The sequence below is a fragment of the Blastococcus sp. SYSU D00820 genome (assembly GCF_054050695.1).
The window spans coordinates 23,610-43,759 of sequence record NZ_JBJGZW010000036.1 but is presented as its reverse complement, the minus strand read 5'-3'; the positions used below and the strand labels follow the sequence as shown (position 1 = coordinate 43,759).

The window sequence follows — 20,150 nt, the reverse complement described above, 5'->3', positions numbered from 1 at the left end:
GGTTGCTGGGCGGTTCGCCCGCCGCTGCGTTTTTGTACCTCGCGGGCCGCCGATACGCCGTCGGCCGGCCCGGTGCCGGCGCGGTGGTCGCCGGCACCGCGCTGCTCGCGGCCGTGACCGGCGTGCTCGCGCTCGGCCTGGTCACCGGCCTGCTGCGCTAGGAGCGCCCCGCAGGTAGCAGCCGGAATCGCGCTTCTGGTCGCTCGGCGGTCGAGACGGGGGGTCTCGCCGGTGCCCGTGCAGTGTCCCTGGACGGGGGGCGCGCGAGGGCGATGGACGCGCGCCGTGTCGATCTCCGGTGCTGCTCACTCGGCGGCGTTCGCCTCTCCTCGGCGGTGAGTTCCGGGCGGGGGGCACGGGTCGAGGGGTGGTGCCAATACGGGCGCTGACCTGCGCGTTCATCTTGCGCAGCACCCTGTTGGCCGATAGTCTTCGAACATGCGTTCGACAGTTGATCCGGGGGGCGATGTTCTCGACGCGATCGCTGCCGGTGTCGCCGAGCGCAACCGGCGCGACGCCGAGCTGACCGCTCAGGTGCGGGCGGCGGACCTGGCCCAGGCGGCCGAGCGCGACGGGCTGAAGGCGATGGCGTCGTGGCTGAAGGGCCACTGCCGGATGGCGGGAGCGGAGGTGCTGCGGCTGGTGCGCAACGGCCGCGCGCTGGAACACCTGCCGGCTCTCGCGGAGGCGTTCGCGGCCGGGTTGGTCAACGCGCAGCAGGTGCACCTCGCGGCCGACGCGGTGACCCCGGCCCGGCTCGTGGCCGCGGCGGCGCAGGGCGTGGATCTGGCGGTGATCGACGCGGTGCTCACCCAGGTGGCGATCGAGCAGCCCGTCGAGAGCCTGGTCCAGGTGGTGAAGAAGTACGTCGACAACTTGGATCCCGACGGCCCCGAGCCCGATCCGACCGAGCGGCGGTCGCTGACCATCCACCGCAATGCCGATGACACCGTCACCTTCTCCGGCACGCTGGACGCCGTCGGCGGGGAGAAGCTGCAGACCGCGATCGAGGCCCATTCCCAGGCCGACCGGCCCGCCGACGACACCCGCACCCGCGCCCAGCGGCAGGCCGACGCCCTCGTCCAGGCCCTGGACAACACCCTCGCCGCCGGCAACCTGCCGATCCTGCGCACCCGCAAGCCCCAGGTGCTGGCCACCATCCCGCTGTCCGACCTCGCCTCCACCGACGTCGGCCGCGGCGCCGGGCGGATGGGGTTCGGCGCCGCCATCTCCGCCGCCCGCGCCCGCTGGCTGGCCTGCGACGGCGAGATCACCCGCCTCGTGATGGGCCCCGACGGTCAGCCGCTGGACGTCGGCAGGACCGCCCGCGTCGTGCCCCCGCACCTGCGGCGGGCGGTCGAAGCGTGGGACGGGGCATGCGTGTTCGCCGGCTGCACCGCCCCGACCCACTGGTGCGACGTCCACCATCTCGTGCACTGGATCGACGGCGGCGCGACCTCCTTGGAGAACTCCGCGCTGCTCTGCGAGCGGCACCACACCAAGGTCCACTCCGGCTTCCGCGTCGAACGGCAAGCCGAGGGCCGATGGCGTACCTGGCGCCCCGACGGCAGCGAGATCCTGACCCCCGCACCGCTGCGCGCCACCGCCGCCTGACCCGGCCCCCGGCTGCCCGCCGCCGCGCCCCGCGCGGACGGCGGCACCGGCATGCCATCTGGGCGGAGCACGTGCGTGCGCGCGACCAGATGCTCAGGCGCCCGGAGCGGCGACGACTCCCGCCATCAGGTCCAGCCCCGCGCCCACCGGCTCGAGCCGGGCCGGCAGGTCGAGGAATCCGTGCGCCATCGTCCGGACGACGACCTGGCGGACGTCGACGCCGGCGACGGCCAGCTGCCCGGCGAACGCCTCGCTGGAGGGCCGCAGGTCGTCGTACTCGGCGTTGAGGAGCACCACCGGGCACAGCCCGTCGACGGCGGCGTTGGCCGGCATCGCGTACCCATCGGCCCGGCTCTCCGGCCCGCCGACGTAGTTGCGCGTGATGAACAGGCGGTCGTCCGGGAAGAAGCGCAGCATCGGCGGCAGCTCCGCCAGCAGCGCCGCCAGGGGCGCGCCGGGCTCCGGCACGACGGCGTGCACCGTCGAGTACGCCAGGAGCAGCGCCGCGGGCAGCCAACCGTCGTCGTCGCGCAGCCGCAGCGTCGCCCCGGTGGCGAGGTTCCCGCCGGCGCTGGCGCCGCCCACGGTGATCCGCTCCGGGTCGATGCCCAGGTCCGCCGCGCCGTGGCGCACCCAGCGGATCGCGGCGACGACGTCGTCGTGGGGGACCGGGTAGCAGATCTCGCCCTGCGCCAGCCGGTAGTCGACGCTCACGACCACCGCACCGGCGCGGACGGCGACCTCGCGGGCCACCCCGTCGGCCTCGCGCATGTCGAGGTCGCCGCCGAGGAACGCGCCGCCGTGCATCCACACCAGCGCCGGGCGCGGCCCGGCCGGGCCGCCCTCCGGCCGGTAGACGCGCACCGGCACCTCGCCGTGCGGGCCGGGCGCCCGGTCGTCGGAGACCTCGACGTCGGTCCGGGGCTGCTCCGGCCAGCGGCCGTACTCCTGGAGGCGGGCCAGCTTCCCGGGGTCGGACTGGGCGTCGAACCAGTTGGCGATGCCGTCGAGCAGGTGCAGCCGCTCGGCGATCTCGGGGTGCAGGGGCATGCGGGCGTCCGTCAGGCGGTGGGCTCGGCGACGGTGGCCGCCATCAGGCCGAGCGCCCGGTCGACGGCGGCGACGGTGGGCGGCTGGTTGAGGAAGCCGTGCAGGGTGCCCGGCACCAGCACCTGGCGGACGTCGACCCCGGCGCGGGCCAGCTGGGCGGTGAACGCCTCGCCGGAGGTGCGCAGGTCGTCGTGCTCGGCGTTGAGCACCAGCACCGGGCAGAGCCCGTCGAGCACGCCCAGGCCCGGCATCGCGTAGCCGTCGGCGGTGCTCAGCGGCCCGCCGAGGTAGTTGGCGGTGATGTCGGCGGTGTCCTGGGGCAGGAAGCGCAGCAGCCGGGGGAGCTGTGCGAGGTCGGCCGCGAGGGCCCCGGTCGCCGGCGGCGGCACCGGGTGCACGGTCGTGTAGGCCAGCAGCAGGGCGGCGGGCAGCCAGCAGTCGTCGTCGCGCAGCCGCAGCGCCGCCCCCGCGGCGAGGTTGCCGCCCGCGCTCGCGCCGCCGACCGAGATCCGTGCCGGGTCGATGCCGAGGTCCGCGGCGGAGTCGCGCACCCAGCGCACGGCGGCGACGACGTCGTCGTGCGGCACCGGGTAGCTGACGCCGCCGACGCACAGCCGGTAGTCGACGCTCACCACGACCGCGCCGGCCCGCGCGGCCACCTGGCGGGCGGTCCAGTCGCCCTCGGGCATCTCCAGCGCGCCGCCGCGGAAGGCGCCGCCGTGCATCCACACCAGGGCGGGCCGGCCGTCGCCGTCCCCGTGCGGCCGGTACACCCGCACCCGCACCGGGCCGTGCGGGCCGGGCGCCTCGGCGTCGGAGATCGCGACGTCCGGTGGCGGCGGGGCGTCGCGCATGCCCATGAACTCGTCGAGGCGGGGACGCAGCGCCGGGTCGGCGAGGCCGGCCTCGATGGACTCGATGCCCTCGAGCAGGGCAAGGCGGGCGGACAGGGACGGGTCGATCGGCACGTTCACTCCTCCGGGACGGACATGGCCAGGCGGCGGGGCCGCCAGTTGTCGTGCGGGGCGACGGGGGACTGCTCCGCCGGCCGGGCTGCGCCGAAGAGCACGTCGAGGACGGCGTCGTCGGCCGCGCCCGCGGTCAGCAGGACGGCGGCCGCGCCGGGCACGTCGGCCGGACGGTCGACCAGGACGACGGCCGGCACACCGGCCGCGCTGCCGGGCGTGCGGACGACGGCGACGTCGGCGTCGGAGGGCCGGCGGGCGACCGCGGCGTGCCGGCGGACGAGCGCGGGGTCGATCCCCTCCGCGTACAGGCGCAGCCCCGCCGGCAGCGGCAGGACGGGGGAGTGCCCCGGTCGCGGCGGCCGGTTGGCGAGCAGGACGATCGACGGCTCGGTCCGGGACACGCGGCCTCCTCCTCGGTGGTCAGCGGCCCGCGGCAGGGCCGTTCGCGCGCGAATGGCGGATCCGGGCGTGGACGTCGGTCTGCCGCCCGTCACGAGCGCCCGGGGAGGATGGCCGACCGACGGGGGTGCCGCGCCAGGGCCGTGCCATTCACCGGAAGACCCCTCCCCGGATGGGTCAGCGCAGGGGTGGCCCGCCGCCCTGGCCGAGCGACCGGCGGGCGCCGAGGTCGCGGGAGATGGCCCGGGCGGCCGTGCGCAGCGCCGGGCCGAGCACCCGGGTGTCGGCCCGCTCCTGCGGCACGACGACCGACACCGACGCGGCCACGGTGTCGGTCGCGTCGAAGACCGGCGCGGCCACCGCGACCAGCGGCTGCGGCACCCGCCGTCGGACGGTGGCCAGCCCGTCGCGGCGGACGTCGGCCAGCGTCCGGCGCAGTGCTGCCGAGGACACCGGCACCCGCTCCGGCTCGTGCACCAGGGGCCGGGACATGTACTCCTCCTGGACCCCGGCTTCGGCGAAGGCCAGCAGGACCAGCCCGACCCCGGTGGAGTGCAGCGGCAGCCGGCCGCCGACCTGGTACAGCACCGGGATGGCGGCGTGCGATGACAGCCGCTCGACCAAGACCGCGTCGCCGCCGTCCCGGACGGCGAGGAGCACGTGCTGCCGGGTGACCTCCTCGAGGTCGCCCATGTACGGCATCGCGACCTGGCGCAGCCCCTGCCCGCGGGGGGCGAGTGAGGCGACCTGCCAGAGGCGCAGGCCGACCGTGAACCGGCCGTCGGTGCCGCGCTCGAGGGCGCCCCACGCGACCAGCCGGGAGGCCAGCCGCAATGCGGAACTGGTCGGGATCTCGCTGCGCCTTGCGAGCTCGCCGAGGGAGAGGGAGGTGTGCGTGGCGTCGAAAGCGGCCAGCAACGCGAGCGCCCGGTCGATCACCGGTGCGCCCTGCGGAGGACGGCGACCGCGGACCCGCGGCGCCGCGCTCGGGTCCTCGATCACCCGATGGTCATCCATTCGTAACGGTTGAGGCACCCACCACAGTTGCTTTCCATTGGTCGGCATTGTGCCTGACGCCACACGGTGCACGTCCGCATGGTGGCTGTCAGCCGGGCGACGGCGCCCGCACGGCCGACAACCGGCCGTCCGTGACCCCTCGATCTGTCGAGGATGAGAGGCCAGGACAGCATGAATCGATTCAGGACGAGGGCCCTCGGCGCAGCGGTCGCCGCGGCCACCGTCGCGTCGCTCGCCGCATGCGGCGGCGCTGGCGGTGGCGCGGCCTCCTCGAGCGAGGAGGGCACGCTCACCGTGGCCTTCGACGCGGACGCGGCACCCACCGGCTACGACCCGCTGCTCTACTCGCAGGGCCAGTTCACGTTCTTCGCGGCGCTGTATGACGCCCTGTTCGTCACGGCTACGGACGGCGCCATCGAGCCGAGCCTGGTGACCGAATTCTCGAACAACGCGGACAACACGCAGACGACGCTCAGCCTGCGCGAGGGCGTCACGTTCACCGACGGCTCGCCGCTCACCGCCGAGGTGGTCAAGGCCAACCTCGACCGGCGCAGCGAGGAGGACCTGGAGGCCTACGGTGCGCTGGCGCCGGGCGGTGCCAGCGAGATCACCGACGTGACCGTGCAGGACCCGCAGACCGTCGTCATCACTTGGGCCCAGCCGCAGGCGCAGCCGGAGAACAACCTCGTCGACACCGCCGGCATCATCATCGGTCCCGCGGGCCTGGCCGACCCGGACTCGCTGGAGACCACGCCGGACGGTTCCGGCCCCTACACGCTCGACGCGGACGAGACGACCCGCGCCAGTAGCTACACGGTCGTCAAGAACGACGAGGCATGGGCCGCCGACGAGTGGACCTACGACACGATCGTCTTCGACGTGATCACCGACCCGCAGGCGCTGGCCAACGCCGTCGTCTCCGGCGAGACCGACGTCGCGACGATCCTCGACCCGAGCGTGATCGACCTGGTCGAGCAGCGGCAGAGCACCGTCAGCGTCGGCGGCACGATCGTCGGCTTCCCTGTGACGGACAAGACCGGTGCGAGCAACCCCGCATTCGGCAGCGAGGCCGCCCGGCTGGCGATCTCCTACGCCATCGACCGCGAGTCGCTGGTGGAGGACCTGCACCCCGGTGACCGGCCGACCTCGCAGCTGTTCCCCGAGTCCGCGCCCGGCTTCGACGAGGCGCTGGACGACGAGTACGCGTACGACCCGGAGCGCGCCCGGGAGCTGCTTGCCGAGGCGGGCTTCCCCGACGGCTTCAGCTTTACGCAGACGGTGCTCGGCCAGCCGGACGAGGACCAGGTCGTCATCCAGAGCCAGCTGGCCGAGGTCGGGATCACGATGGAGTTCGTGATCGCCACCTCGACCGACCAGGTCTTCGCCGCTGTCCGCACGGACCCGGCGATCTGGGGCCCCTTCGCGGTAGGCGCCCAGCCCGCGGGCTTCATCGCCGGCGTGCTCTACGGCGGCTTCATGAACATGCAGGGAGCCACGGAGCCGGAGATCGAGGCCGCGCTCGGCGCGGCGCTCGGTGCGACCGGTGACGCCCAGGAGCAGGCGCTGACCGACCTGAACCGTGCGATCACCGAGAACGCCTGGTACATCCCGGTGTACGAGAGCTTCACCTACACCGGGTACAACGCCGAGTCGGTGAGCGAGCCGGTCTACGCCGGCGAGAACAACTACCTGGTCCTCTCGGCGATCCAGCCGGCGAGCTGACCCACTTCTGAGCGGCCGGTGGCCGCGGGTGCTCCCGCGGCCACCGGCCCTCCTCCCCGAACCCCTCCTCAGACGGGAACCCGGATGCTCGGCTATGTCGCACGGCGACTCGCCCTCGCGGTCGGCACGGTGCTGGCCGCGGTGCTGATCACCTTCCTGCTGGTCCACGCCGGGGAAAGCACGCCCGGCGCGGTTCGCCTCGGTCCGGGCGCCACAGAGGCGCAGGTCGCCGCGGAGAACGAGGCGCTGGGCTGGAATCGCCCGCTGGTCGTCCAGTTCTTCGACTACCTCGGCGACCTGGTTCGCGGCGACCTCGGGACGTCGCTGGTCGACCGCCGCGACATCGCCGCCGACCTCGCCGACCGGCTGCCCGTCACCGCGTCCATCGCAGTGCTCGCGACGCTCCTCTCCGGGGTCGTCGGCGTGCTGCTCGGCGTCGCCGCCGCAGTGCGCGGCGGGCGGACCGGGCGGGCGATCACCACCGGCAGCGGTGTGGCGCTGTCCCTGCCGGCCTTCTGGGTCGGCGTCCTCTTCGTCTACGTGCTGTCGTTGCAGCTGGGCTGGTTCCCGGCAACCGGCTACACCGAGTTCGGCACCGACCCGGTCGGGTGGTTGAACAGCATCGCCATCCCGGTGCTGACCCTGGCCATCGGCGGCGCCGCGATCGTCGCCCGCACCGCTGCGGCCGGCATGCGCGAGGCCCTCGCTCAGGAGCACATCCGCACCCTCCGGGCGATGGGGACACCGCAGTGGCGGATCCGCTACGTGCACGCCCTGCGGTACGCCAGCGTGCCGGTCGTGTCCGTGCTGGGAATCCAGTTCATCGCGCTGTTCGGCGGCTCGGTGATCATCGAGAACTTGTTCGCGCTGCCGGGTCTCGGCCAGGCCAGCCAGTCTGCCGCCGTGTCGAGCGACTTCCCGGCTCTCGTCGGCGTCGTCGTCGTCGCCACGGTGGTCGTGGTCGTCACCAACTTGCTGCTGGACCTGCTGGTCGCGGCGCTGGACCCGAAGGTGCGTACGTCGTGAGTGTTCTGCCCCTCGACGCGGCCGACGAGGTCGCCACCGAGCCCATCCCCGCGGCCCGGCGCCGTCGCGGCCTGCCCGGCTTCCTGCGCCGCCCCGGCGGGGTGTTCGGGGCCACCTGGCTCGTCCTGGTCGTCGTCGGCTCGCTCACCGCGCCGCTGTGGCGGCCCTACGAGGTGACCGAGCAAGACACGGCGAACCGGCTGGCGCTGCCCTCGGCCGACCACTGGCTGGGTACGGACCCGCTCGGCCGGGACCTGCTGAGCCGCATCTTCACGGCCGGCTCGCTGCCGCTGCTGGCGTCAGCGCTGATGCTGCTGGTCGCCTTCGGCATCGGCCTGCCGCTCGCGCTGGTCGCCGCCGAGCGGGGCCGCCGGGTCGAGCGGGCGATCAGCCGGGGCACCGAGGTGTTCCTCGCGCTGCCCGCGACCATCTTGCTGCTCGCCGTCATCGGCGTCATCGGCAACCGGCTCTACCCGGTCATGGCGATCATGGGCGTGCTCATCTCGGCCGCCGTCTACCGCGTGTTGCTCGGAGTGGCCCAGTCGGTCCGGCAGCGGCTCTACGTCGACGCCGCCCGGGTCAACGGCCTGGGCTCGCTTCGCGTCAACCTGGTGCACGTGCTGCCGTCCATGGCGACGGTGGTCGCGGTTCAGGCCGCCCAGCTGTTCGGCATCGGCCTGCTGGTCGTCGCCGGCCTGGCCTTCCTCGGCTTCGGCCCGGGCGAGCCGGAACCGAGCTGGGGCTTCATGATCCAGGACGCGTCCGGCTACATCTACACCGACCCGTGGCTCATGGTGCCCACCGGTCTCGTGCTCGCGCTCACCGTGGTGGCCGCCAACGAGCTCGCCGACGCCATTGCCGGCAAGGCACAGCACGCCGGCCGCGTGCGAAGCCGCCGCCGTCAGACGCCGCTGCGGCGGGCGGTCGCCGCAGCGACCGACGGGCCGGCGGCAGACCCCACCGCCGTCCTGGAGGTGCGCGACCTGGACGTGTCCGTGGACGACGGCCCTGACCTGGTCACTGGGGTGTCCTTCTCGCTGCAGCCGGGCCGGGTGCTCGGCCTGGTGGGCGAGTCGGGCTGCGGTAAGACGATGACCGCCCGCTCGCTCATGGGGCTGCTGCCCGACGGCGTGTCCGTCTCCGGCGGGTCGATCCGCTGGCAGGGGAGAGAGCTGGCCGGCCTGCCCGAGCACGAGCTGGCCCGCGTCCGCGGCCGGGAGATCGCGCTGATCTCCCAGGAGCCGATGGTGGCTCTGGACCCGATGTTCACCGTCGCCTCGCAGCTGACCGGCCCCATCCGCCGGTTCCGGGGCGTGGGACGAGGCGAGGCGCGCACCATCGCGGCCGACCTGCTGCGCAACGTCGGCATCGTCGACGCCGAGCGGGTGCTGAGGAGCTACCCCCACCAGCTGTCCGGCGGCATGGCGCAGCGCGTGTGCATCGCGCTGGCGCTGACCGGGCAGCCCGGCCTGCTCGTCGCTGACGAGCCGACCACCGCCCTCGACGTCACCGTGCAGGCCGAGATCCTCAGCCTGCTGCGGGCGCTGGTCCGCGACACTGGACTCTCTGTCGTCCTGGTGAGCCACGACCTGGGTGTCGTCGCCGACATCTGCGACGACGTCGCGGTGATGTACGCCGGCACGGTTGTCGAATCCGGGTCCGCCACCGCCGTCCTCGACGCCCCAGCGCACCCGTACACGATGGCGCTGCTCGGCGCGAACCCCCACGTGCCCGAGGGCGAGGCCGTGCCCGAGCGGCTGGCGTCCATCCCCGGCACCGTCCCGCCGCCCGGCTCGTGGCCGTCGGGCTGCCGCTTCGCCAGCCGCTGCCAGTTCGTGCAGGAGAAGTGCACGTCGCCCTTCCCGGCGCAGCCGGCGCACGGCGGCGGGGACGTTCTGTGCATCCGGGTGGAGGAGCTCACCCGGGCGCACGCCTCGTGGGACGCCGAGTCGATCGGGGCCGAGACCCGCCCCGGCGCCGAGGTGATCGCCCCCGCCGACCAGACCACCCCGACCGCTGGAGTGTCCGCATGAGCGCCCCCGCGCCCGCCGCCCCCGTCGCGTCCACCGCGACGCCGGCGCTGGAGATCCGCGACCTGGTCGTCCGCTACGGCGCGGGCCGCAGGGCGCGGTCCGCGCCGCCGGCGATCGACCGGGTCAGCTTCGACATCGCGCCCGGCGAGACCGTCGGCCTGGTCGGCGAGTCCGGGTCGGGCAAGTCGACGATCGGCAAGGCCGTGCTCGGACTGCAGCCACCGACCGCCGGCACCGTGCGGCTGCACGGGCAGGACATCACCTCGATGCCGCTCAAGCAGCGCAGCCGGCTCGCCGCCGACCTGCGGGTGGTGTTCCAGGACCCGTACTCCTCGCTCAACCCGGCGCGGACCATCGGCCAGACCCTCGTCGAGCCGCTGCGGCTGCTGGGCGTGAAGGGCGAGGAGGCCCTGCAGCGGGCCCGCCGCGGCCTGGAGTCGGTGGGCCTGCCCGGCGACGTGGTCGACCGGTACCCGGCGCAGTTCTCCGGCGGCCAGCGGCAGCGCATTGCCATCGCCCGCGCGCTGGTCTGCGACCCAAAGGTCGTCGTCCTCGACGAGCCGGTGTCGGCGCTGGACCTGTCCACCCAGGCCCAGGTGCTCAACCTGCTGGCCGACCTGCGCGACCAGCACGGCTTGGCGTTCCTGTTCATCGCGCACGACCTCGGCGTCGTCCGGTTCCTGGCGCAGCGCGCCGTCGTCCTGTACCGCGGTCAGGTGATGGAGACCGGTCCCGTGGAGGCGGTCACGCAGGCACCCCGCCACCCATACACGGTGGCGCTGACGGCCGCGGCCCCCGTACCGCGGCCGGCGGAGCAGGCCGCCCGCCGGCAGGCGCGCGAGGCGCGCGGGTTCGGGACCGCGGGCGCGGCCCAGCCGGCCACCGTGGGGTGCCCGTTCGTGCCGCGCTGCCCGCTGGCCACCGACATCTGTTCCGCCGAGCGCCCACCGCTGCGGCCGGTCGAGGGCACGCTGACCGCCTGTCACCACGCCGAGCGCGTGCCTGCGCTCCGCTGAGTCCGCGGGCCCAGCGCCGCGGCCGCGTCCGTCCCACCGCAGTTCCTTAGGAGACCCATGCCCTCGTCCGCACCGCACTCGCTGCGGGTGGAGCACCTCGACCAGCCGCTCGGCATCCGAGTGCCGGCGCCCCGGCTCTCCTGGCGGCTGCCGGACGGGGCCGGGGAGCAGCACGCCTACCGGATCACCGCCGACAACGGCTGGGACACCGGCTGGGTCGACACCGACGAGCATCTCCTGGTGCCCTACGGCGGCCCGGAACTCGGCTCGGGCGAGCGGGTCGAGTGGCGCGTGCGAGTGCGCACCGCGCTGGGTGAGAGCCCTGCCTCGGCGGCGGGCTGGTTCGAGACGGGTCTGCTGCACGCCGAGGACTGGGACGCCGACTGGGTCGAGCCCGGCCGCATGCCCGCCGGCCCGGCGGGGCAGCGGGCGGCCGCGCTGCTGCGGGTCGAGTTCGACGTGGTCCGGCCGGTGGTGTCCGCCCGGCTGCACGCGACCGCCCAAGGCCTGTACGAGGCGTTCCTCGACGGCACACGCGTCGGCGACGCTGAGCTGACCCCCGGCTCGACCCAGTACGACGCACGCCTGCAGGTGCAGACGCACGACGTGGCGGTGGGCCGGGGGGAGGGCCGGCACGCGCTCGCCGTGGTCCTCGCCGACGGCTGGTTCCGGGGCCAGATCGGCATCACGCGCGCCGCCGACCAGTGGGGCGACCGGATCGCCTTCCTCGCCCAGCTGCATCTGACGCACGACGACGGCAGCGTCACGGTGCTTGGCACCGGGCCGGACTGGCGCAGCTCGACCGGGCACGTCACCGCCGCCGACCTCATCGCGGGGGAGACCTGGGACCTGCGTGCCCGCCCAGGTGGCTGGGACGCCCCCGGCTTCGACGACGCCGGCTGGGAGGCCGTGCATGTGGTGCAGCACGGCTTCGCCGGGCTGGTGGACTCGCCGGCGCCGCCCGTGCGCCGGGTGGAGACGATCGTCCCGGTCTCGGTCACCCGCCTGGACGTCGATCGTCAGGTCGTGGACCTGGGCCAGAACATCAACGGCTGGGTGCGGCTGACCGACCTCGGCCCGGCCGGGACGACGGTCACGCTGACCCACGGCGAGTGGCTGGGCCCCGACGGCGACGTCACCACCGACCACCTGCGCCCGGCGGTGCCCTTCCTCCCCGAGCCGCTGCCGGCCGGGCAGGTCGACACCGTGGTCTCCGCCGGGGTGCCCGGCGACGTCTTCGAGCCGCGCCGCACCACTCACGGCTTCCGGTACGTGCGGATCGAGGGCCACCCGGCCGACCTCACGCCCGACGACGTCCGCGGGGTCGTGGTGCACACCGACCTGCGCCGCACCGGCTGGTTCGCCTGCAGCGACGAGCGGATCAACCGGTTCCACGAGGCGGCGGTCTGGAGCCTGCGCGACAACGCCTGCGACGTGCCCACCGACTGCCCGCACCGGGAGCGCGCCGGCTGGACCGGGGACTGGCAGCTGTACGTGCCGACCGCGGCCTATCTGTACGACGTGGCCGGTTTCTCCACCAAGTGGCTGCGCGACGTCGCAGCCGACCAGTGGCCCGACGGGACCGTTGCCAACATCAGCCCCACCTCGCGCTCCGAGGGCCGGGAGAGCCCGGTCGCCTTCCTCAACGGCTCGGCCGGCTGGGGCGACGCCGCGGTGATCGTGCCGTGGGAGTTGTACCGCGCCTATGGCGACACCGGCGTGCTGGCCGAGCTGTGGCCGACGATGGTCCGCTGGCTGGACCGGGTCGAGCGGATCGCTCGCGAGGACCGGCACCCGGCGCGCGCAGCCGCTCGCCCGGACCCGGCGCCGCACGAGGCCTACCTGTGGGACACCGGCTTCCACTGGGGCGAGTGGCTGGTGCCCGGAGAAGACGTGGGTGACTTCGGTGCCTTCGTCGCGGCCGACAAGGGGGACGTCGCCACCGCGTACTTCGCGCACAGCGCCGGGCTGATGGCCCGGATCGCCCGGCTGCTCGGCCGGGACTACGACGCCGCTCGGTACGGCGAGCTGGCCGGCCGGGTACGCGCGGCCTGGCAGGCGGAGTATCTGGGCGCCGACGGCTCGCTCACCCCCGACTCCCAGGCCAACCACGTGCGGGCGCTGGCCTTCGACCTGGTGCCGGCGGCGCTGCGGCCGGTGGTCGCCGACCGGCTGGTCGAGCTGGTCCGCAAGGCCGACACCCATCTGGGCACCGGCTTCCTCGCCACCCCGTACCTGCTGCCGGTGCTCGCCGACACGGGGCACCTCGACGTCGCCTACGAGCTGCTGCTGCAGGACACCGAGCCCTCGTGGCTGGTCATGGTCGACCGGGGCGCCACGACCGTGTGGGAGCGGTGGAACGGCGTCGACGCCGACGGCGTCCCGTCCGAGTCGCTCAACCACTACTCGAAAGGCGCGGTCGTCTCGTTCCTCCACCGTTACACCGCGGGGCTGGAACCGGTCGACCCCGCGTACCGCCGGTTCCGGGTCCGGCCCCGCCCGGGAGGCGGCCTCACCTGGACCGAGACGGCGCACGAGTCACCGCACGGCACGATCGAGGTGGCCTGGCGGCGCGCCGGCGACCGGTTCGACCTGCGCGTCGTCGTCCCGGCCGGGACCCGGGCCGAGGTGGTGTTGCCCGACGGCACGACCGCGACCGCCGGCCCCGGCGAGCACTCTTACACGACCAGTGCGGAGCGCCCCCGATGACCGCGACGACGACCGAGTGGATCGGCCCGGCCCGGTTCCTGCCCCCGCCCCCGGCCACCTGGCGCGCGGACGGCGCGCGCCACTTCTCCGGCGTCACCTACGCCGTGGCCTTCGGCTACCGGCCGCTGCAGCTGGACGTGTGGGTGCCCGCGACCGAGCAGCCCGCCCCGCTGGTGGTCTGGGTGCACGGCGGGGCGTTCATGATGGGCGACCGCCGCCACCTGCCCGAGACGCTCCGGGAGAACCAGGTCTTCGACGCGCTGCTGGCGGCCGGGCTGGCGGTAGCCACGGTCGACTACCGGCACGCGCTCGAGGCGCCGTTCCCCGCGCAGCTGCACGACGTCAAGGCCGCGGTCCGCTACCTGCGGCACTTCGCGGGCGACCTCGGCGTCGACACCACCCGCATCGGCGCGTGGGGCGAGTCGGCCGGCGGGCACCTCGCGGCGCTGCTGGGCCTGACCGGCTCCCGCGACGATCTCGAGGGCGGCCACGGCGTCGTCGGCCCGTCCAGCGCGGTGGACGTCGTCGTCGACTGGTACGGCCTGGCCGATCTGGAGACCATGCCGCGGATGCCGCCGCCGCCGCAGATCGCCCCGTTGCTGCCCGAGGAGATGCGGGTGCCGCCGGAGGACCACCTGCTCCGCGGGCTCACCGGCGCCACGCTCGCCGACGCCAGCCCGGTGAACCACGTGCGCGCCGACTCGCCGCCGTTCCTGCTGGTCCACGGCACCGCCGACTGGCTGGTGCCCTTCGCCCAGAGCGAGCAGCTGGCCGCGGCCATGACCGCCGCCGGCGCGCAGGTCGAGCTGGTGCCGATCGAGGGCGCCGGACACGTCTGGCTTGACTTCAACGACGTCGACGGGATCGTCGACCGCTCGGTGCGCTACCTCGCCGACACCCTCCTGGAGCAGCCCCGATGAGCGACCTGACCGTCCCGCCCGTCACCGTCGAGCACCACCGCGAGCCGTTCGGCATCGGCGAGCCCGCCCCGCGGCTGTCGTGGGGAACCCGCACCGAGCAGCCCGGCTGGCGGCAGGGGGCCTACGAGCTGGAGATCGCGCCGGAGGAGGGGCCGGCCTGGTCGTCGAGCCGGGTCGACTCCGCCGAGTCGGTGCTCGTGCCCTGGGGCGCGCCTGCGCTGGCCAGCCGCGAGCGCCGGTCGGTGCGCGTGCGCGTCTGGGGCGTCGACGCCGCCGAGCCGTCGGCCTGGAGCGAGGAGACCGTCGTCGAGGCGGGGCTCCTCTCGCCGGCCGACTGGACGGCGCGGCTCGTGCAGCCGGTGCTCCCGGACGACGTCGCCGAGCCGGTGGCGCTGCTGCGCCGCGAGTTCACGCTGGACAAGCCGGTCGCCCGCGCCCGGCTGTACGCCACCGCGCACGGCGTGTTCGAGGCCGAGGTCAACGGCGCGACGGTCGGCGACGAGGTGCTGGCTCCGGGCTGGACCAGCTACCGGCACCGGCTGCGCTACCGCACGCACGACGTCACCGCCCTGCTCCGCCAGGGCGCCAACGTCCTCGGCGCGCAGCTGGCCGACGGCTGGTACCGCGGCTCCCTCGGCTTCACCGGGAAGAAGGCGTTCTACGGCGACCGCACCGGACTGTTCTTCCAGCTCGAGGTCGAGCACCCCGACGGCACCCGCACCGTGCTCACCACCGACGAGGGCTGGCGGTCCACCACCGCCGGTCCGATCACCCGCTCGGGCCTCTACAAGGGCGAGACGGCCGACCTGCGCTGCGAGCGGCCCGGCTGGTCGGCGCCCGGCTTCGACGACGGCGCGTGGACCCCGGTCGAGCTCGGCGAGCTGGACCCGGCCGTCCTCGTCGCCCCCACCGGCCCGCCGGTGCGCCGCACCCAGACCCTGCCGGTGCAGGCGATCACCACCTCGCCGTCGGGGAAGGTGCTGGTCGACTTCGGCCAGAACCTGGTCGGCCGGATCCGGCTGGCCCTGCCCGACGCCCCGGCCGGCACCGAGATCACCCTCCGACACGCCGAGGTGCTCGAGGGCGGCGAGCTGGGCACCCGCCCGCTGCGCAGCGCCGACGCGACCGACGTCGTCGTGCTCGACGGCGCCGGCCCCCGCACCTGGGAGCCGCGGTTCACCTTCCACGGCTTCCGCTACGCGGAGGTCTCCGGCTGGCCGGGCGAGCTGCGCGCCGAGGACCTCGCGGCCGTCGTCCTGCACACCGACCTGCGCCGCACCGGCAGCTTTGCCTGCTCCGACCCCGACGTCACCCGGCTGCATGAGAACGTGGTCTGGGGCATGCGGGGCAACTTCCTCGATGTCCCGACCGACTGCCCGCAGCGCGACGAGCGGCTGGGCTGGACCGGCGACCTGCAGGTCTTCAGCCCCACGGCGTCGTTCCTCTACGACACCGCCGGGATGCTGCGCTCCTGGCTGACCGACCTCGCCGAGGAGCAGCTGCGCGACCACGACGGCGTGGTGCCGATGTACGTGCCGTTCCTGCCGCTGCTGCCGTTCCCGCAGCAGCCGGAGGTGGGCTGGGGCGACGCGGCCGTCGTCGTCCCGTGGGTGCTGTACCAGCGCACCGGCGACGCCGGCATGCTGGCCGACCAGTGGGAGTCGATGGTCGCCTGGATCGACGCCTTCGCCGGCCGCGCCGGCGCCGACCTGGACTTCCCCGAGGGCGGCTTCTCCTTCGGCGACTGGCTGGACACCGCCGCGCCGCCGGACAACCCGGCCGCGGCGCGCACCCCCTGGCAGTGCGTGGCCACCGCCTACCTGGCCCGGTCGGCCCGGACGGTCGCCGCGGCGGCCGGAGTGCTCGGCCGGGACGGGGCCCGGTTCGCCGAGCTCGGCGAGCGGGCTGCGGAGCGGTTCCGCGCCGAGTACGTCACCCCGAACGGCCGGGTGGCCTTCCCGTCGCAGACGGCCTACGCGATGGCGCTGGAGTTCGACCTGCTCACCGAGGCCCAGCGGGTGCACGCCGGCCGGCTGCTGGCCGAGCAGGTGCTGAAGGACGGCTGGCACATCGCCAGCGGCTTCCTCGGCACGCCGCTGGTCACCGACGCGCTCACGCACGCCGGTGAGCTGCCGAGTGCCTACGAGCTGCTGCTCCAGCGGGAGCACCCGTCGTGGCTGTACCCGGTCACCATGGGCGCGACGACGATCTGGGAGCGCTGGGACTCCATGCTCCCCGACGGGAGCATCAACCCCGGTGACATGACGTCGTTCAACCACTACGCGCTCGGCGCGGTCGCCGACTGGCTGCACCGCACGGTCGCGGGCATCGCGCCGGCCGCGCCGGGCTACCGCCGGCTGCGGTTCGCCCCGCAGCCGGGCCCGGGCATCACCTCGGCGGAGGCGACGCACGAGACGCCGTACGGTGCCGCCGCCGTGGCCTGGTCGGTCGAGGGGAGCACGCTGACCCTCGACGTCACCGTGCCGCCGAACACGACCGCCGAGGTGGTGCTGCCCGACGGCAGCGCGCCGGTCGAGGTCGGCTCCGGCCGGCACTCCTTCACCCGGGAGTACGCGGTGCCGGCGCCGGTCGAGAAGCCGGCGCTGTTCTTCGACCCGGACGCGCACGCGGAGTGAGCCCCCGCCGCCCCGTCGTCCCCGGCTTCCACCCCGACCCCAGCGTGGTCCGGGTCGGCGACACGTACTGGATGGTGCACTCGAGCTTCGAGTACGCCCCCGGCGTGCCGCTGTACCGCTCGGCCGACCTGCTCTCCTGGGAGCAGGTCGGCTCGGTGCTGGCCCGGCCGTCCCAGCTCGACGTGTCGGCGGCGCCGGGCTCCGGCGGCATCACCGCGCCCACCCTGCGCTGGCACGACGGCCGGTTCTGGCTGGTGACCACCAACCTCGCCGACGGCGGGTGGCAGGTGCTGGTCACCGCCGAGGACCCGCTGGGCGCGTGGTCGGAGCCGGTGCGGATGCCCGACGTGCGGGGCATCGACCCCGACCTCGCCTGGGACGACGACGGCACGCTGCTCGTCAGCTACGCCGGCTTCGGCGCGGGCGGGCCGGCCGGGCTGGTGCAGCAGGCGGTCGACCCGGTCACCGGCGCGGCGCTCACCGGACGGCGGCCGCTCTGGCAGGGCACAGGGGGCAAGTTCCCTGAGGGGCCGCACCTCTACCGGGTCGGCGACCTCTGGTACCTGCTGATCGCCGAGGGCGGCACCGAGCGCGGGCACGCGGTGACCGTCGCCCGGGGGCCGTCGCTGGCCGGGCCGTTCGAGGCGTGCCCGGCCAACCCGCTGCTCACCGCGCGGGGCACCGACTCGCCGGTGCAGAACACCGGGCACGCCGACCTGGTGCAGCGGCCCGACGGCAGCTGGGCGGTCGTGTTCCACGGCGTGCGGCCGCGCGGCGCCAGCCCCGAGTTCCACGTCCTCGGCCGCGAGACCTTCGCCGCCGAGGTCGAGTGGGCCGACGGCTGGCCGCGGGTGGGGGAGTGGCTGACCCCGCCCGACGTCCGCGTCGAGGCCGACGAGCTCTCCGGCGACGCGCTGCCCGCCTCCTGGGTGGCGCCGCGGCGGTTTCCGGCCGAGCTGCTCACCCGCGCCGACGGCGGCTGGCGGCTGACCGCCACCGACCCGGATCCCGGCAGCGAGGACCTCGCCTTCGCCGGCCGCCGGCAGGAGCACCTGTCCGCCCGGTTCCGCGCCACCGTCGCGGTGGCCGACGGCGCCGCCGGCGGGCTGTCGCTGCGGATGGACGCCCGGCACCACCTCGACCTCGAGGTGGCCGGGGACCGGGTGCGCGCGGTCGCCTCGGTGGGGCCGTTCCGCTCGGTGCTCGGCGAGGCGCCGGTCGAGCCCGGGACGGACGTCGTCCTGGAGATCCGGACGCTGCCCGGTGAGGGGCACTTCTCCTCGACCGCGCTGGCGCCCGACGTGCTGGCCGCCGGGCTGGTGGCCCGCGACGGGACGGTCGTGGAGCTCGGCCGGCTCGACGGCCGGTACGTGTCCACCGAGGTCGCCGGCGGCATGACCGGCCGGCTCGGCGGCGTCTGGTGCGCCCGGGGGACGCTGCTGGTGCGGTCGTTCGTCTACACAGGCACCAATGAGGAGAGCGCATGACAGGGACCTTCACAAACCCCGTCGTCCGTGGCGTGTCGCCGGACCCGTCGGTCTGCCGGGTGGGCGACGACTTCTTCCTGGCGACGAGCACCTTCGACTTCTGGCCCGGCATCCCGATCCACCACTCCACGGACCTGGTGCACTGGGAGCTGATCGGTCACGCCGTCACCCGGCCGGAGCAGTTCCGCCCGGGAGGCGGGGACGGCGCGTTCGTGCTGTACGCCCCGACACTGCGGTACTCCGAGGGCACCTTCTACGTCGCGTGCACCAACACCGCGCCCCTCGATCCGGCGCTGGGGCGGCGCGGGGGGAACGTCGGCAACTTCATCGTCTCCACGACCGACCCGGCGGGGGAGTGGTCCGACGCCGCCTGGGTCGACGGGCAGGCGTTCGACCCGTCGCTGCTGTTCGCCGACGGCACCTGCTACTACACCCGCCGCTCGTTCGACCTCGCGAACGCCGCCACCGGCCTCGGCCCGATCGTGCAGGCCGAGGTCGATCCCTCCACCGGCCGGCTCGCTGCGGCGCCCCGCCCCATCACCGAGGGCGTCACCGGCTTCTGCTCGAACGACATCGAGGGTCCGCACCTCTACCAGGTCGGCGACACGTACTACCTGTTCGCCGCGGAGGGCGGGACCGAGAGGGGCCACATGCAGACGGTGGCCCGCAGCTCCTCGCCCTGGGGCCCGTTCGAGCCGGCACCGACGAACCCGGTGCTGACCCACCGGCACCGGATGCTGCACCCCATCCAGTGCACCGGCCACGCCGAGCTGGTGCAGGCCCCCGACGGACGCTGGTGGGCGCTGTTCCTGGCCACCCGGGCCGACCGGCTGGGCGGCCCCGACCTGCTCGGCCGCGAGACGTTCCTGGCGCCGGTCGAGTGGCGGGACGGCTGGCCGGTGATCGGCAACGGCGGCACGGTCGAGCTGGAGATGCCGGCACCCGGCCTCCCGCGGTCGCCCGGCCGGGAGCGCGGGGACGCCCCGTGGCTGGCCGGCTGGAGCACCCGCCACTTCCCGGTCGCCGGGCTGACGGTCGACGCCGCGGTCGGCCGCGTGCAGCTGCCGGTCACGCCCGCGCGGTTGGACGACGAGGGCGCGGTGAGCGCCGTCTTCCTGCGGCAGACCGAGCACTCGGCGACGTTCACCGCGACGATCGACCGGCTGCCGCCGGCCACCGCGGCCGGGGTCACCGCCTACACGGGTTCCGAGCACCACTACGACCTGGCCGTCACCTCCGACGACCGGGGGCGCCGGGTGACCCTCCGCCGCCGGGCCGCCGACCTCGTCGCGGAGACCGCCGTGGCCCTGCCGGGGGACGGGCCGGTGACCCTGACGATCGCCTGCGACGGGGCCGAGTACCGGTTCGGGGCCACGACCGCCGCCGGGACCGTCGGCGTCGGCTCGGGCGCGGCGCGGCTGCTCGACGCCTCGCACGCACCCGGGTTCGGCAGCGTCCGGCTCGGCGTCTTCGCCACCGGCGCGGCCGGGGGGACGGTCGACGTCTCCGGGGTCGGCGGGCAGTCGGTCGGCTGATCCGACCGGATAGGTTCC

Annotated in this window: 14 protein-coding genes; 10 read left to right on the top strand and 4 right to left on the bottom strand. The window is 74.8% G+C overall.

The annotated features are described in order from the left end of the window. Positions 1-438: 438 nt before the first annotated feature. The gene (locus ACI79R_RS23125; RefSeq protein ID WP_456576034.1) at positions 439-1,614 is read left to right on the top strand and encodes a DUF222 domain-containing protein; all 1,176 of its coding nucleotides are present in this window, start codon (positions 439-441) and stop codon (positions 1,612-1,614) included. A 93-nt stretch (positions 1,615-1,707) separates the two neighbouring features. On the opposite strand, the gene ACI79R_RS23120 is transcribed toward ACI79R_RS23125, so the two are convergent. From ACI79R_RS23120 to ACI79R_RS23105, 4 genes are all read right to left on the bottom strand, one after another. Next, complete coding sequence (locus ACI79R_RS23120; RefSeq protein ID WP_456576033.1) at positions 1,708-2,664, bottom strand: alpha/beta hydrolase; 957 nt, start codon at positions 2,662-2,664, stop codon at positions 1,708-1,710. An 11-nt stretch (positions 2,665-2,675) separates the two neighbouring features. Then, positions 2,676-3,632 carry an alpha/beta hydrolase gene (locus ACI79R_RS23115; RefSeq protein ID WP_456576032.1) on the bottom strand — a complete coding sequence of 319 codons (957 nt, stop codon included), beginning with the start codon at positions 3,630-3,632 and terminating at the stop codon, positions 2,676-2,678. Positions 3,633-3,634: 2 nt separating this feature from the next. Next, positions 3,635-4,033, bottom strand: coding sequence for a hypothetical protein (locus ACI79R_RS23110; RefSeq protein WP_456576031.1), 399 nt, complete (start codon positions 4,031-4,033; stop codon positions 3,635-3,637). 175 nt (positions 4,034-4,208) lie between these two features. After that, positions 4,209-5,033, bottom strand: coding sequence for an IclR family transcriptional regulator (locus ACI79R_RS23105; protein WP_456576030.1), 825 nt, complete (start codon positions 5,031-5,033; stop codon positions 4,209-4,211). 186 nt (positions 5,034-5,219) lie between these two features. Between ACI79R_RS23105 and ACI79R_RS23100 the strand changes: the two genes are divergently transcribed. The 9 genes from ACI79R_RS23100 (at position 5,220) to ACI79R_RS23060 (ending at position 20,132) form a co-directional block, all read left to right on the top strand. After that, positions 5,220-6,770, top strand: coding sequence for an ABC transporter substrate-binding protein (locus tag ACI79R_RS23100; protein ID WP_456576029.1), 1,551 nt, complete (start codon positions 5,220-5,222; stop codon positions 6,768-6,770). Positions 6,771-6,854: 84 nt separating this feature from the next. Then, positions 6,855-7,796: an ABC transporter permease gene (locus ACI79R_RS23095; RefSeq protein WP_456576028.1), complete on the top strand. Its 942-nt coding sequence runs from the start codon at positions 6,855-6,857 to the stop codon at positions 7,794-7,796. After that, a complete protein-coding gene (locus tag ACI79R_RS23090) occupies positions 7,793-9,829 on the top strand; it encodes a dipeptide/oligopeptide/nickel ABC transporter permease/ATP-binding protein (protein ID WP_456576027.1) in 2,037 nt (678 codons plus the stop codon). Before ACI79R_RS23095 ends, ACI79R_RS23090 begins: the two co-directional genes overlap by 4 nt. Further along, positions 9,826-10,845 (top strand): oligopeptide/dipeptide ABC transporter ATP-binding protein, encoded by a 1,020-nt coding sequence (locus tag ACI79R_RS23085; RefSeq protein ID WP_456576026.1) that lies wholly within the window; start codon positions 9,826-9,828, stop codon positions 10,843-10,845. Before ACI79R_RS23090 ends, ACI79R_RS23085 begins: the two co-directional genes overlap by 4 nt. A 57-nt stretch (positions 10,846-10,902) precedes the next feature. Continuing rightward, positions 10,903-13,554, top strand: a complete 2,652-nt coding sequence (locus ACI79R_RS23080) for a family 78 glycoside hydrolase catalytic domain (RefSeq protein WP_456576025.1) — start codon at positions 10,903-10,905, stop codon at positions 13,552-13,554. Then, on the top strand, positions 13,551-14,474 hold the full coding sequence (locus ACI79R_RS23075) for an alpha/beta hydrolase fold domain-containing protein (protein WP_456576024.1): 924 nt from the start codon (positions 13,551-13,553) through the stop codon (positions 14,472-14,474). The genes ACI79R_RS23080 and ACI79R_RS23075 overlap by 4 nt, the downstream gene beginning before the upstream one ends. Then, a complete protein-coding gene (locus ACI79R_RS23070) occupies positions 14,471-17,110 on the top strand; it encodes a family 78 glycoside hydrolase catalytic domain (protein ID WP_456576023.1) in 2,640 nt (879 codons plus the stop codon). Before ACI79R_RS23075 ends, ACI79R_RS23070 begins: the two co-directional genes overlap by 4 nt. Then, positions 17,107-18,597, top strand: coding sequence for a family 43 glycosylhydrolase (locus tag ACI79R_RS23065; RefSeq protein ID WP_456576022.1), 1,491 nt, complete (start codon positions 17,107-17,109; stop codon positions 18,595-18,597). The genes ACI79R_RS23070 and ACI79R_RS23065 overlap by 4 nt, the downstream gene beginning before the upstream one ends. Continuing rightward, positions 18,594-20,132, top strand: a complete 1,539-nt coding sequence (locus tag ACI79R_RS23060) for a family 43 glycosylhydrolase (protein ID WP_456576021.1) — start codon at positions 18,594-18,596, stop codon at positions 20,130-20,132. The genes ACI79R_RS23065 and ACI79R_RS23060 overlap by 4 nt, the downstream gene beginning before the upstream one ends. Positions 20,133-20,150 lie beyond the last annotated feature (18 nt).

Excerpts from the sequence above, each read along its gene's own strand:
- ACI79R_RS23085 (WP_456576026.1), top strand. The coding sequence starts at position 9,826 with ATGAGCGCCCCCGCGCCCGCCGCCCCCGTCGCGTCCACCGCGACGCCG.
- ACI79R_RS23075 (WP_456576024.1), top strand. The coding sequence starts at position 13,551 with ATGACCGCGACGACGACCGAGTGGATCGGCCCGGCCCGGTTCCTGCCC.
- ACI79R_RS23070 (WP_456576023.1), top strand. The coding sequence starts at position 14,471 with ATGAGCGACCTGACCGTCCCGCCCGTCACCGTCGAGCACCACCGCGAG.
- ACI79R_RS23080 (WP_456576025.1), top strand. The coding sequence starts at position 10,903 with ATGCCCTCGTCCGCACCGCACTCGCTGCGGGTGGAGCACCTCGACCAG.
- ACI79R_RS23120 (WP_456576033.1), bottom strand. The coding sequence starts at position 2,664 with ATGCCCCTGCACCCCGAGATCGCCGAGCGGCTGCACCTGCTCGACGGC.
- ACI79R_RS23125 (WP_456576034.1), top strand. The coding sequence starts at position 439 with ATGCGTTCGACAGTTGATCCGGGGGGCGATGTTCTCGACGCGATCGCT.
- ACI79R_RS23060 (WP_456576021.1), top strand. The coding sequence starts at position 18,594 with ATGACAGGGACCTTCACAAACCCCGTCGTCCGTGGCGTGTCGCCGGAC.
- ACI79R_RS23100 (WP_456576029.1), top strand. The coding sequence starts at position 5,220 with ATGAATCGATTCAGGACGAGGGCCCTCGGCGCAGCGGTCGCCGCGGCC.
- ACI79R_RS23095 (WP_456576028.1), top strand. The coding sequence starts at position 6,855 with ATGCTCGGCTATGTCGCACGGCGACTCGCCCTCGCGGTCGGCACGGTG.